The organism is Mumia sp. zg.B21 (assembly GCF_019550855.1).
In the GTDB taxonomy this organism is placed as follows: Bacteria; Actinomycetota; Actinomycetes; order Propionibacteriales; family Nocardioidaceae; genus Mumia.
The window spans coordinates 307,983-320,888 of the sequence record NZ_JAHWCJ010000001.1 but is presented as its reverse complement, the minus strand read 5'-3'; the positions used below and the strand labels follow the sequence as shown (position 1 = coordinate 320,888).

Below are 12,906 nucleotides of genomic sequence, written 5' to 3'. Positions count from 1 at the left end.
CCGTCAGCCGAGCTTGCTGAGGATCAGCTCGCGGACCCTGCCTGCGTCCGCCTGACCCCGCATCTCCTTCATGACGGCACCGATGAGCGCACCCGCGGCCGCGACCTTGCCGTCACGGATCTTGGCGGCGACGTCGGGGTTGGCCTCGATCGCGCGGTCGACGGCCGCGGTGAGCGCGCCGTCGTCCGAGACGACCTCGAGTCCACGGGCCACCACGATCTCCTCCGGCGTGCCCTCGCCCGCGACGAGGCCGTCGAAGACCTGGCGTGCGAGCTTGTCGTTGATCCGCTTGGCGTCGACGAGCGCCTGCACCTCGGCGACGTGCGCCGGGGTGACACCGAGCCCGTCGATCGGCGTGCCCGTGTCGTTCGCACGACGCGCCAGCTCACCGAGCCACCACTTGCGGGCGGCCGTTGGGGTCGCGCCGGCGGCGACGGTCGCCTCGATGAGGTCGAGCGCACCCGCGCCCACGACGTCGCGCATCTCGAGGTCGGAGTATCCCCACTCCCCCTGCAGGCGCGCGCGGCGCTGTGCCGGCGGCTCGGGCAGGCTCGCGCGGAGCTCGTCGATCCACTCCTCCGAGGGGGCGACCGGGACCAGGTCGGGCTCGGGGAAGTAGCGGTAGTCCTCGGCGTCGGACTTCTCGCGACCGGACGTGGTGACGCCGGTGTCCTCGTGCCAGTGCCGGGTCTCCTGGACGATCTTCTGACCTGCGTCCAGGACGCCTGCGTGGCGCTCGACCTCGTAGCGCACCGCGCGCTCCACCGAGCGCAGGGAGTTGACGTTCTTGGTCTCCGACCGGGTGCCGAGCACGTCGGCGCCCTTGGGCATCAAGGACAGGTTGACGTCGCAGCGCATCGAGCCCTGCTCCATGCGTGCGTCGGAGACGCCGAGCGCCTTCACGAGCTCACGGAGGTGCGCCACGTACGCCCGCGCGACCTGCGGGGCGTACTTGCCGGTGCCGACGATCGGCTTGGTGACGATCTCGATCAGGGGGATGCCCGCACGGTTGTAGTCGACCAGCGAGTAGTCGGCACCGTGGATGCGCCCGGTGGCGCCGCCGACGTGCAGCGACTTGCCGGTGTCCTCCTCCATGTGGGCGCGCTCGATCTCGACACGGAAAGCCTGAGGGCCCTCGTCGGTCTCGATCGTCACCTCGGTCCAGCCCTCGAAGCAGATCGGCTCGTCGTACTGCGAGGTCTGGAAGTTCTTGGGCATGTCCGGGTAGAAGTAGTTCTTGCGTGCGAATCGCGACCACGGGGCGATCGAGCAGTTGAGCGCGAGCCCGATCCGGATGGCCGACTCGACCGCCTTGCCGTTGACGACCGGGAGCGCCCCAGGGAGCCCCAGGCACGTCGGGCACACCTGGGTGTTGGGCTCGGCGCCGAACACCGTCGAGCAACCGCAGAACATCTTGGACGCGGTGTTGAGCTCGACGTGGACCTCCAGCCCCATCACCGGGTCGTACGTCTCGAGCGCCTGGTCGAACGGGACCAGCTCCGTACGGGTGGCGGTCACTTGCTCTCCTCCTGGGGCGTCGCGGCGAGCCCGGGTGCGCGGCTCAGCAGCGGCGCTCCCCACTGCTCGAGCAGCAGCCGCTCGAGCGCGGCTCCGACGTTGTACAGACGGTCGTCGGCCATCGCAGGCGCGAGGACCTGCATGCCGACCGGCAGCCCGTCCTCGTCGGTGACGCCGACCGGCAGCGAGAGGCCCGGGATGCCGGCAAGGTTGGCCGGGATCGTGGCGACGTCCTGCAGGTACATCGACATCGGGTCGTCGAGCTTGCTCCCGAGCGGGAACGCCGTCGTCGGCGACGTCGGGGAGACGAGCACGTCGACCTGCTCGAAGGCGCGGGCGAAGTCCTGCGCGATGAGCGTGCGGACCTTCTGCGCGGAGCCGTAGTAGGCGTCGTAGTAGCCGCTGGAGAGCGCGTAGGTGCCGATGATGATGCGGCGCTTGACCTCGTCACCGAAGCCGGCCTCGCGGGTGGCCGCCATCACCTGCTCCGCGCTCGGGTCGGGCACGCCCTGCGGGCTGACCCGCAGGCCATAGCGCATCGCGTCGAACTTGGCGAGGTTGCTGCTGGCCTCAGCGGGCAGGATCAGGTAGTACGTCGAGAGCGCATAGTCGAAGCTCGGGCACGAGACCTCGACGATCTCGGCTCCGGCCTTGGTGAGGAGCGCGACGGCCTCGTCGAAGCGGGCCCGGACTCCCGCCTGGTAGCCCTCTCCGCCGAGCTCGCGCACGACACCGATCCGAAGCCCGGACACGTCGGCGCGGCGAGCGGCCTCGACCACAGGCGGGACGGGCGCATCGATGCTCGTGGAGTCGAGCGGGTCGTGCCCGCCGATCAGCTCGTGCAGCAGCGCCGCGTCCAGGACGGTGCGGGTGACGGGACCGGCCTGGTCGAGCGACGACGCCAGTGCGATGAGCCCGTAGCGGGACACGCCGCCGTAGGTCGGCTTGACGCCCACGGTGCCGGTGACCGCGGCCGGCTGCCGGATCGAGCCACCGGTGTCGGTGCCGATCGCGAGCGGAGCCTCGTACGCGCCCACGGCGGCCGCAGAGCCGCCTCCGGAACCGCCGGGGATGCGGTCACGGTCCCAGGGGTTGCGGGTGGGGCCGTACGCGGAGTGCTCGGTCGAGCTGCCCATCGCGAACTCGTCCATGTTGGTCTTGCCGAGGATCGGCAGCCCGGCCTCGCGGAGGCGGCGTACGAGGAAGGCGTCGTACGGCGGGACCCAGCCCTCCAGGATCCTGGAGCCCGCGGTGGTGGCGATGCCGGCAGTGGCGACGACGTCCTTGACCGCGATCGGCACGCCGGCGAGCGGGTGCAGCTGCTCCCCCGCGGCGCGGCGGGCGTCGACGTCGCGTGCCGTCGACAGCGCACCGTCGGCGTCGAGCGCCAGGAACGCGTTGAGGTCGCCGTCGACGGCGGCGATCCGGTCGAGGTGGTCCTGCGTCACCTCCGCGGACGAGACCTCGCCCGTGGCCAGCCTGTCGGCGATCTCCGCCGCACTCAGACGGATGGTGCTCATGCGTCCTCCCCGAGGATCTTCGGGACGGCGAATCGCTGCTGCTCCACGGCCGGCGCACCCGCGAGCGCCTGCTCGGGTGTGAGCCCCGGAGTGACGACGTCCTCGCGGAAGACGTTGGAGAGCGGCACGGCGTGAGAGGTGGGCGGCACGTCGGCGGCCGCCACCTCGGCGACCTTGGCGACCGACTCGAGGATGACCGTCAGCTCAGGCGTGAGACGGTCGAGCTCGGCGTCGGTGAGGTCGATGCGTGCGAGGTTCGCCAGGTGGGCGACGTCAGCGCGCGAGATCCCGTCGGACAACGGAGAGTCCCTTCGAGCGTGGGTGGGGATTACCGATCCATCCTAGGGCGTCGCCCGAGAGGTCCGGTGCCCGCGCTCACCGGATCTGGCGCACCATCACCGACAGGTAGGCGCCTGCGCTGGAGCCGTAGGAGTCGAAGCCCAGCACGTAGCTCTTGAAGTCGCCCTCCTGACGGGCCGCGGCCGCTCCTGTGAACGCGGCACCGGACTCGTCGGTGAGACCGAGCGCGACCAGCTCCTGACCCACGACCGTGCGGCCCTGCCTCTCGTCGAGAGGTGCGTCGTACGACGAGCTGCGGACCGAGAGGTTCCAGGTGGTCGAGGTGGTCGAGGTGGTCGACGTGGTCGAGGACTTCTGATCCATCCCCATCACGCGGATCGTCGCCGCGCCCTTCTCCTTGCCGCACGAGAGCGAGCCCAGCTCGGTCTGCTCGCAGGTGTAGCCCTGCGCCTCCAGAGTCGGCGTCAACGCCGTGGTGGTGGCCGGAGACGGCCCGCTCGCCGGGACCGACGGGGCATCGGGTGCACGGACCTGGAGGCCGTCGCCGTAGGCGTTGAGCGAGGCCTCGGTCCCCAGGTCCTCGGGCCCCAGCGACGCCTCGTTCTGGACCGCGGCGACCACCTCGTCACCGCGACCCGCGAACAACGTGTCACCGACCAGACGGGCGACTGTCTCGGTGATCGAAGCCGGGTCGTCGACCCGGTAGGCGAGGAGACTGACGGTGTCGACGGCACCGTCGGCGAGGTCGATCCGCAACATCGCTCGCTGCGGCTCCTTTGCGGCGACGAAGTAGTGGCACCGCATCAGCGAGCCCGGGACCGAGGCGTAGCAGGACCACCCGTCCTGCTCGCCCAGCGCCGCCGTCAGGGCAGTGGCGGCGCCCTCGCTCATCGGCTTTCCCTCGCCCGAGTCGTCGGACGAGGACCCGACCTTCTCGGGCTTGCTGGCCGACCCGCTGGCGTCGTCGTCACCGCCGAGAACGGTCATGCCCACGAAGACCATCGCCACGACGAGTGCGACGACGAGGACGACGCCGCCGGTGACGAGCGCGATCGTCCGTCCACGGTTGCCGCTGCTCGTGACGCCCTGCGGCGCGGGGGCCCACTGCGCGGTGCCCTGACCTGGCTGTGAGGAGTAGCCCGGCTGCGCCGGATAGCTGCTCTGCCCGGGTGGCGGGCCGTACGGCGGCGGCGGCGGACCCTGCGGCGGGCCCCAGGCCTGCGTCGGCGGGCCCTGATGAGGCGGAGGTCCCTGCGGCGGACCCCAACCCCCCTGCGGGCTCTGAGGCGGACCCCAACCCTGCGCCGGCGGGCCCTGACGGGGCGGAGGTCCCTGAGGCGGACCCCAGCCTTGCGCGGGAGGGCCCTGCGGCGAGGCCCACCCTGGTGGCGGACCCTGCGGTCGGTCGCCGCGGGCAGGCTCGCCATCGGGAGACGGGCTCTGAGGCGGGACAGGCGGCTGCGGGCCGTTCGGGTTCGACATCGGTCCTCCGGGGAAGGGTGCGCTCCATTGTGGACCAGCCACATCTCGTCGCCGACGCCGGAGGTCGACGACCGTCACGACCGATCTGCGACCGTCCGTGCCGAGGACTCGCCCCCCTCAGGACGGGCGATCAGGCGTCTGCGGCCGGGGCCTCGTCGGCCGCAGGCGGGCCCTCGCGCAGCAGGTCGACGAACCCGGCCTCGTCGAGCAGCGGCACCCCGAGCTCCTCGGCCTTGGCGGCCTTCGTGCCGGCCGCCTCACCGACGACGACAAAGCTCGTCTTCTTGGAGACCGACCCCGCCGCCTTGCCGCCTCGGGTCAGGATCGCCTCGCGGGCCTCGTCGCGCGTGAAGCCCTGCAGGGAGCCGGTCACGACGAGCGTCAGGCCCTCCAGCGTGCGCGCGATCGACGCGTCACGCTCGTCGGCCATCCGGACACCGGCAGCAGCCCACTGATCGACGATGTCGCGGTGCCAGTCGACCCCGAACCACTCCACGACCGACGCCGCGATGGTGGGGCCGACCCCCTCGACGGCAGCCAGCGTCGCCGAGTCGGCGTCGCGGATCGCGTCCATCGTCCCCAGCTCCGCGGCCAGCCCTCGTGCGGCGGTCGGGCCGACGTGCCTGATCGAGAGCGCGACCAAGACCCGCCAGAGAGGTTGCTCCTTGGCGTTGCCGAGGTTGTCCAGGAATCGGCGTCCGTTGGCCGACAGCACCCGGTCTCCGGCCCCGGCCTCGCGCTCGGCCTTCTTGGCCGCTCGGGTGAACAAGGGGACGCGGAGGAGCTGCTGCTCGTCCAGGGAGAACAGACCGCCCTCGTCGGTCAGCACACCCGCGTCGAGCAGCGCGCTCGCCGCCTCATAGCCCAGCACCTCGATGTCGAGCGCGCCCCGGCTGCCCACGTGGAAGAGACGCTCGCGCAGCTGCGCGGGGCAGCTGCGGGTGTTGGGGCACCGGATGTCGGCGTCGCCCTCCTTGGACGGCGCCAGCGTGGTGCCGCACGAGGGACACTGCGTCGGCATCACGAATGCACGCTCGCTGCCGTCGCGCAGTGCGGGGACCGGTCCGACGATCTCGGGGATCACGTCGCCGGCCTTGCGGAGCACGACGGTGTCACCGATGAGCACGCCCTTACGCTCCACCTCGGACGCGTTGTGCAGCGTCGCCATCTCCACCGTCGACCCCGAGACCAAGACGGGCTCCATGACGCCGTACGGCGTGACGCGGCCGGTGCGGCCGACGTTGACGCGGATGTCGAGGAGCCTGGTGTTGACCTCCTCGGGCGGGTATTTGAACGCGATCGCCCAGCGAGGCGCACGAGACGTCGACCCGAGCGCCCGCTGCAGCGCGATCTGGTCGACCTTGACCACGATGCCGTCGATCTCGTGCTCGACGTCGTGCCGGTGCTCGCCGTAGAAGGTGATGAACTCCTCGACCTCAGCCATCGTCGGCAGCACACGCACCCGGTCGCTCGTCGGCAGGCCCCAGGCGGCGAGGGCGGCGTACGCCTCGGACTGCCGCTCGGGCACGTAGCCCTCCCGGTCACCGATGCCGTGGCACACCATCTGCAACGGCCGGCTCGCGGTGACCCGTGGGTCCTTCTGGCGCAGCGACCCGGCGGCGGCGTTGCGCGGGTTGGAGAACGGCGTGTTGCCGGCCTCGCTCCACGCCGCGTTGAACTCCTCGAACGCCCGCGTCGGGAAGAAGATCTCGCCCCGGACCTCGAGCAACGACGGCACCGGGTGCTCGTCGGAAGCGGTCAGCCGGTGCGGGATGCCGTCGATCGTGCGGACGTTGGCGGTGACGTCCTCGCCGACCGTGCCGTCACCGCGAGTCGCCGCCCGAGTCAGACGGCCGGCCTCGTAGGTCAGGTTGATCGCGAGACCGTCGACCTTGAGCTCGACGAGGAAGTCGCTCTCCTTGCCCGCCTCCTTCTCGACGCGGGCCCCCCAGGCCGCCAGCTCCTCGAACGAGAAGCAGTTGTCGAGACTCTCCATCCGGCGCCGGTGCCGGACCGGCGAGAACGCCGTCGAGATGCCGCCGCCGACCGTCTGCGTCGGCGAGTCGGGCGTGCGCAGCTGCGGGAACGCGTCCTCCAGCTCGCGCAGCTCGACCATCAGCTGGTCGTACTCGGCGTCGGAGAGGGTCGGCGCGTCCTCGACGAAGTAGCGGGTGCGGGCCTGCTCGATGCTCTCGCTCAGCTCGGCATGTCGCGAGCGCGCGGCGGCCTCGTCCGGAGGGCTCTCGATGCGTTCGTCAGAGGTCGGCACGGACGCCAATCTACCGCTGCCCACGGACAGCCGTACGAGGTGAACCGGGCCTGGCCCGGAGGTCAGCGCACCCGTAGCGTGAACGCCTTCGACCGGTACGGGAGCACGTAGCCCTTCGGCCTGATCGCGATCCGCAGCCTCTGCGTGCCCCGACGGGAGGTCGGCATCTTCAGCACGACGCGCCCGCTGAGCTTCTTGGTCATCGCAGCCGACCGCAGCACCCTGCCTCCGCGGTAGACCGTCACCCGGCCCACGACCCGTCGGAAGCCCGGCGCCGTCGCCCGCACTCGCAGGACGACCCGTTGACCGCGTCGCGCCGACCGGTCACTGAGCTTGCGGGTGACCTTGAGCTTGGCCTTCGCCACGGCCACCGTCCGGCGGGCGGTCGGGGCGGCGTTCAGGCTCCGCGACCCGGCGTACGAGATCGTGAACGCGCGCCGCTTCGTACGGCTCGGGGTGAGCCTCACGTCGGTGACCCCGCGCGACAGAGCCCGGGAGCCCACGACCCGCCCGCCCTCGCGGACGACGACCGTGCCCGTCGGCGTCTGCCCGTTCGCCCAGGCCCGCACCCGGAGCACGGGCTGCGCCCGCCAGCGCGGGACACCGACCCAGGCGTGCGACAGCGAGGAGCGGCCCTTCGCCACCCGGAGGGTCGCGGCGGGCGCCGTGGAGCCCGAGATCGCGTAGTGGCCGTCGTAGCGGGCGACGAGCCGGTGGGTGCCACCGGGGAGGTCGCGCCGCAGGCGTACCGTCGCGGCCGCGGCGTACCGGTCGCCCACCCGGGAGACGGTCGCTCGGCCGAGGAGCGCGGAGCCGGCGAGGATGCTGACCGTGCCGCGGGGCACCACGTTGGCGCCCTCCACCGTGACGCGGGCCGAGACCTGGTCGCCGGACGTCACCGATGTCTTGTCGAACGTGGCAGCGGTCGTGGTGGCTGCCTTCGTGACGTTGACCGTGAACGGCGCCGCCTGCCGCCAGGCGACCGCCGCATCCCCGCTGTAGATCACCGCGAGACGTCGCGCACCGGCGTACATGAGCTTGGGGAGCTTGATCGAGGCCTTGCCCGACGCCAGCGTCGCTTGCCCCAGCACGTCTCCGCGCTGGGTGTCGACCACCTGCACGGTGCCGGTCGGGACCCTCCCGGAGGCAGCCACCGTGATCGCGACGTCCACCCGGTTGCCACCGACGGTGTAGGCGGTCGGCGCGGGGGTCGCGGTGATCGTGGGGGTGATCCCGGTGTTCTTCATCAAGGCGCCCACCCGCGTGCGGATCGTGCCCATCTTGGAGTAGAGGTTGCGGCCCGGGCACGCCGTCTGGCCGACGTCACGGTGCCCGACGATCTTGGTGCGCGAGACCTTCTTGCCGGTGTTGGTGGTGAAGGTCCGGTAGCCGGTCGGGATCACGTGGTTGAGGGAGAACTTCCACGCGATCACGCGGGAGATCGTCTCGACCACCGCCGAGGACGCCTGGGCCGACTCGAAGTTGCCGAGGACGGAGATCCCGAACGTCGTCGAGTTGTTGTTGAGCGCGTGCGCGCCGACGACGTTGCGCGCCAGTCCACCCCAGCGTCCCTCCCACGCCTGGCCCCACTTGTCGACGACCACGTTGTAGCCGATGTCCCGCCACTTCAGCGCCTTGGTGTGGTAGGCGTAGATCGCCCGGATCACGGCGGGCACCTCGCCACGCGAGTACGAGTTGGAGCCGGCCGTGTGGTGGACGACGGCGCCCTGGACGGACCCGTAGTCGGGCGCGGAGCGGTCCCGGATGCGCTCGTCGGCTCCCCAGGCCGCCCGCGACTTGATCGAGGGTCTCGGCGTCGCCGCCGACGCCGCCGCGAGGGGCTCGACCTGCTGCGTGGTCGTGGTCGTCCCGAGGTCGAGCAGGTCGACCTGGACGTCGTCGGGGACCGATCCGTCCGGCGTGGCCACGGTGACCTGGATGGCGTCGGACTCACCGACGATGAGCGGCGCGGTGCCCCCGCGTGCCTTCATCGCCTCCCGGGAGCCGGGGTCCGGGCCGTCGTCGGTGGCGTCGTCGAGCCGATACCACTGCGTCCAACCGCTCGTCTCGCGCGTACGGACGTAGGTGACCACCTCGCCGTCGACGGAGCCCCGGTCCCACGTGACGCCCGCGACGCGGAAGTCCTCGGTCGGCAGCTTGGGCGAGTCGACGGCGGTCGCGACGGCGTGCGTGGGGTCCGGTGCCGGACTCCCGTCGGGCGCGAGGGCCCCGTCGACCGGCGGATCGGTGCTCGGCTCGTCGTCAGCGCCGGCGGTGTACGCCGCGAGGGCGTACGTGGTCGGGTCCGGCGTCGTGCCGACGGTCACCGTCTCGTTCCAGGTGACCACGGGAAGAACGACCAGTCCGGCCGCGACGGTCGGTAGGACGGCGAGTGCGATGGCGCTCCGAGATGTGCTCATGCTGACCCCCCAGGGGTGGTGTGCTCCCAGGCAGCGTACGTGAGCCACGTCACGGCGCTACTCGGAGCGAGATCAGAGTTTTGTCGTGGCCGCGACACCGCGCAGAACGCGGCGCGCGTCGTCCGGCGACGCGTCGGCGAGCCCGCAGGGCGGCGACAGGACGGTCCGTGGGACGGTCGCCTCCTCCCCGAACCCGAGCCCGCTGAAGAAGCGGTCGCTCGTACGCCGCATCGCGCTCACGTCGTCGTCGGCAACTCCTGGCCACAGGTCCACCCCGGACTCGAGCACCGAGGCGTACGCGTCGCGCTCCTCGCCGCTCACCAGGCCGAGGTCGAAGGAGATCGCCTCGAATCCGGCCCCTGCGAGCAGCGACAGCGGCACCCGGGGCGCACAGGTGTGGACCACCGGGCGCGCTCCCGCGCCACGCGCCGCGTCGGCGACCTCGCGCAGCGCGGCGTCCACCTCCGGGGGGTGCACCCGCCGGTGGTTCCCGGCGCCGCTCGCGGTCGGGACCTGCCCCTCGAGCACCGACCGCAGGCCCGGCTCGTCCACCTGGACGACGATCGAGGCCGCGGGGACGCGGCGACGCACCTCCTCGACGTGGGCGGCCAGACCCGACGCGAGCGACTGGGCGAGCTCTCGGCGGGCTCCGTGGTCGGCCAGCAGGCGGTCGCCCCGCGGACGCTCCATCGTCGCGGCCAGCGTCCACGGTCCGGCGACCTGGACCTTGAGGTCGCCCTCGTAGCCGTCCGCCTCCTCCTCGAGCACGTCGAGGTCGTGGGCCAGGAGCGAACGGGCACGTCGCTGGTCGAGGCCGGGACGGTCCGTCAGACGCCAACCGGCCGGCTGGAGGTCCGCACCGAGACCGTCGAGGAGGCCGGCCGCCCGCCCGATCATCCCCGCCCCGTCACCGCGCGCCGGCAGCTCGGGCAGGAACGGCAGGTCGAGCGTCTCCAGGACGAACCGGACGACGCCACGGAAGTCCTCCCCCGGCATCGAGCCGATACCGGTCGCGCGCATGCCTGCGGCTCCTCCGTCGACGCTCATCGGACCGGCACCGCACCGGCGACCCGCCGGGTGGCGGAGATCGTCGCGGACCCGACCACACGCGTGCCGTCGTAGACGACGACCGCCTGCCCAGGGGCGATGCCGTCGGCGGGGTCGTGCAGGTCGACGTGCAGCCGGTCGCCGTCGAGACGGACGGAAGCGCGGTGCTCGTCGCCGTGGGCGCGCAGCTGGACCGTGCACGAGAGCTCGCCGTCGGGCGGCGCCCCGCACCACAGCGGCCGGATGCCCACCAGACCGTCGACCGCCAGGTGCTCGCGGGGACCGACCGTCACCGTGCCCGAGACGGGCTCGATGTCGAGGACGAAGCGCGGCCTGCCGTCCGCGGCGGGACGGCCGAGCCGCAGCCCACGACGCTGACCGATCGTGAAGGCGAAGGAACCTTCGTGCTCGCGGAGGACCTCGCCGCCCTCGTCGACGACCACACCGGGACGGGTGCCGAGCTTGTCGTGCAGCCAGCCGGGCGTGTCGCCGTCGGCGACGAAGCAGATGTCGTGGCTGTCCGGCTTGTGCGCCACCTGCAGGCCCCGGCGCTCCGCCTCCCGCCGTACCTCGTCCTTGGTGTCGGTGCCGAGGGGGAACATCGAGTGGGCGATCTGGTCGGCGGTGAGCACGCCGAGCACGTACGACTGGTCCTTGGCGTGGTCGACGGCGCGGTGCATCTCGACCGTGCCGTCCGACGCGGTCTCGAGACGCGCGTAGTGACCGGTCACCACGGCGTCGAAGCCGAGGGCGAGAGCACGGTCGAGGACGGCGGCGAACTTGATCTTCTCGTTGCACCGCAGGCAGGGGTTCGGGGTGCGGCCGGCGGTGTACTCGGCGATGAAGTCCTCGACGACCTCCTCGTGGAACTCCTCGCTCATGTCCCACACGTAGAACGGGATGCCGATCACGTCAGCGGCGCGGCGGGCGTCGTTGCTGTCCTCGATCGAGCAGCACCCGCGCGCTCCGGTGCGGTACGACTGCGGGTTGCGTGAGAGAGCCAGGTGCACGCCGGTCACGTCGTGGCCGGCGTCCTTCGCGCGGGCTGCGGCGACGGCCGAGTCGACTCCCCCGGACATGGCGGCCAGGACACGCATCAGCGCCTCCCCGCCGTCGAGGCAGCACGTGCGCGCTCGTAGATCCCCGGGAGTGTGGCGAGCAGCCGGTCGACGTCGGCCGCGGTCGTGGTGTGCCCCATGCTGAAGCGCAACGACCCGCGCGCCGCGAGGTCGTCCAGACCCATCGCGGTCAGGACGTGGCTCGCCTGAGGCACCCCGGCCGAGCAGGCCGACCCGGTCGAGCACTCGATCCCGGCCGCGTCGAGGAGCATGAGGAGCGAGTCTCCTTCGGCGCCGGGGAACGTGAGATGGACGACGTGCGGCAGACGCGACTGCGGACCGGGCTCCGGGTCGCCGTTGACGACCGCCTCGGGGACCGCCTGACGCAACCCTTCGACGAGACGCCGCCGCAGCGCCTCGAGCCGCGCGGACTCGTCCTCACGGCGGGTGACGGCGAGGTCGACCGCGACCGCGAACGCGGCGATCGCCGCCGTGTTCAACGTGCCGGACCGCAGGTCGCGCTCCTGTCCGCCGCCGTGTACCAGCGGGACCGCCTCCAGCTCGCGACGGGCGACCAGGGCGCCGACGCCGGTCGGGCCGCCGACCTTGTGCGAGGCGAGAGACATCGCGTCGAGGCCGCTCGCGGCGAAGTCGACGGGGAGATGGGCGAGCGCCTGCACGGCGTCGCTGTGCACAGGGATGCCGTGCTCGCGGGCGAGCGCCACGATCTCGGGGATCGGCTGCACCGTGCCCAGCTCGTTGTTGGCCCACATGCAGCTGATCAGCGCGACGTCGCTCGGGTCACGCTCGAGGGTGGCGCGCAAGGCGTCGACGTCGAGCCGGCCCACCGCGTCGACGCCGACGAGGTCGACGACCGCCCCCTCGGACTTCTCCAACCAGGCCAGGGAGTCGAGCACGGCATGGTGCTCGATCGCCGACGCGACCGAGCGGCGGCGGGCGGGGTCGGCACGGTGGCGCGACCAGTACAGGCCCTTGACTGCGAGGTTGTCGGCCTCGGTGCCTCCGGACAGGAACACGACCTCGCTGGGGCGGGCACCGATCCGCTGGGCGATCAGCTCACGCGCCTCCTCGACCCGGCGCCGAGCCCGGCGTCCGGACCCGTGGAGCGAGGAGGGGTTGCCTCCCTCGAGCATGGCGTCCTGCATCGCCGCGATCGCCTCGGGGACCATCGGCGTGGTCGCTGCGTGGTCGAGGTAGGAGGTGGTGGCGGGCGCGAGACTCATGACACCTCCAACCTAGTCGCCGGTGTTCTGTGCGTGCGTCCGGTGCCT

General features: G+C 72.1%; 10 protein-coding genes. 1 reads left to right on the top strand and 9 read right to left on the bottom strand.

Annotation, left to right across the window (positions count from 1 at the left end; translation table 11 throughout):
- Positions 1 to 3 precede the first annotated feature (3 nt).
- From gatB to KV100_RS01655, 4 genes are all read right to left on the bottom strand, one after another.
- Entirely contained in the window at positions 4 to 1,518 is a 1,515-nt protein-coding gene (gene gatB, locus KV100_RS01670) for an Asp-tRNA(Asn)/Glu-tRNA(Gln) amidotransferase subunit GatB (RefSeq protein ID WP_220341173.1), read from the bottom strand.
- Complete coding sequence (gene gatA / locus KV100_RS01665; RefSeq protein WP_220341172.1) at positions 1,515 to 3,038, bottom strand: Asp-tRNA(Asn)/Glu-tRNA(Gln) amidotransferase subunit GatA; 1,524 nt, start codon at positions 3,036 to 3,038, stop codon at positions 1,515 to 1,517. Before gatA ends, gatB begins: the two co-directional genes overlap by 4 nt.
- Positions 3,035 to 3,337, bottom strand: a complete 303-nt coding sequence (gene gatC, locus KV100_RS01660; RefSeq protein WP_220341171.1) for an Asp-tRNA(Asn)/Glu-tRNA(Gln) amidotransferase subunit GatC — start codon at positions 3,335 to 3,337, stop codon at positions 3,035 to 3,037. Before gatC ends, gatA begins: the two co-directional genes overlap by 4 nt.
- Before the next feature lie 76 nt (positions 3,338 to 3,413).
- On the bottom strand, positions 3,414 to 4,325 hold the full coding sequence (locus KV100_RS01655; RefSeq protein WP_220341170.1) for a hypothetical protein: 912 nt from the start codon (positions 4,323 to 4,325) through the stop codon (positions 3,414 to 3,416).
- On the opposite strand from KV100_RS01655, the gene KV100_RS19270 reads away from it, so the two are divergent.
- Complete coding sequence (locus KV100_RS19270; protein ID WP_255565890.1) at positions 4,324 to 4,458, top strand: hypothetical protein; 135 nt, start codon at positions 4,324 to 4,326, stop codon at positions 4,456 to 4,458. The two genes, KV100_RS01655 and KV100_RS19270, sit on opposite strands and share 2 nt — an antisense overlap.
- Positions 4,459 to 4,950: 492 nt before the next feature.
- Here the strand turns inward: KV100_RS19270 and ligA are convergent, their stop codons facing one another.
- From ligA to KV100_RS01630, 5 genes are all read right to left on the bottom strand, one after another.
- Complete coding sequence (gene ligA / locus KV100_RS01650) at positions 4,951 to 7,098, bottom strand: NAD-dependent DNA ligase LigA (RefSeq protein ID WP_220342453.1); 2,148 nt, start codon at positions 7,096 to 7,098, stop codon at positions 4,951 to 4,953.
- A 53-nt stretch (positions 7,099 to 7,151) separates the two neighbouring features.
- Complete coding sequence (locus KV100_RS01645) at positions 7,152 to 9,509, bottom strand: Ig-like domain repeat protein (protein ID WP_220341169.1); 2,358 nt, start codon at positions 9,507 to 9,509, stop codon at positions 7,152 to 7,154.
- A 72-nt stretch (positions 9,510 to 9,581) separates the two neighbouring features.
- Positions 9,582 to 10,529: a methionine synthase gene (locus KV100_RS01640; protein ID WP_220341168.1), complete on the bottom strand. Its 948-nt coding sequence runs from the start codon at positions 10,527 to 10,529 to the stop codon at positions 9,582 to 9,584.
- Positions 10,530 to 10,552: 23 nt separating this feature from the next.
- Positions 10,553 to 11,653 (bottom strand): tRNA 2-thiouridine(34) synthase MnmA, encoded by a 1,101-nt coding sequence (gene mnmA / locus KV100_RS01635; protein ID WP_220341167.1) that lies wholly within the window; start codon positions 11,651 to 11,653, stop codon positions 10,553 to 10,555.
- Positions 11,653 to 12,858 (bottom strand): cysteine desulfurase family protein, encoded by a 1,206-nt coding sequence (locus KV100_RS01630; RefSeq protein WP_220341166.1) that lies wholly within the window; start codon positions 12,856 to 12,858, stop codon positions 11,653 to 11,655. The genes mnmA and KV100_RS01630 overlap by 1 nt, the downstream gene beginning before the upstream one ends.
- Positions 12,859 to 12,906 lie beyond the last annotated feature (48 nt).

What these genes read in the sequence shown, in the direction of transcription:
- mnmA (WP_220341167.1), bottom strand. Translation starts at nt 11,653, where the DNA reads ATGCGTGTCCTGGCCGCCATGTCCGGGGGAGTCGACTCGGCCGTCGCC.
- KV100_RS01630 (WP_220341166.1), bottom strand. Translation starts at nt 12,858, where the DNA reads ATGAGTCTCGCGCCCGCCACCACCTCCTACCTCGACCACGCAGCGACC.
- KV100_RS01640 (WP_220341168.1), bottom strand. Translation starts at nt 10,529, where the DNA reads ATGCGCGCGACCGGTATCGGCTCGATGCCGGGGGAGGACTTCCGTGGC.
- KV100_RS01655 (WP_220341170.1), bottom strand. Translation starts at nt 4,325, where the DNA reads ATGACCGTTCTCGGCGGTGACGACGACGCCAGCGGGTCGGCCAGCAAG.
- KV100_RS19270 (WP_255565890.1), top strand. Translation starts at nt 4,324, where the DNA reads ATGCCCACGAAGACCATCGCCACGACGAGTGCGACGACGAGGACGACG.
- KV100_RS01645 (WP_220341169.1), bottom strand. Translation starts at nt 9,509, where the DNA reads ATGAGCACATCTCGGAGCGCCATCGCACTCGCCGTCCTACCGACCGTC.
- gatA (WP_220341172.1), bottom strand. Translation starts at nt 3,038, where the DNA reads ATGAGCACCATCCGTCTGAGTGCGGCGGAGATCGCCGACAGGCTGGCC.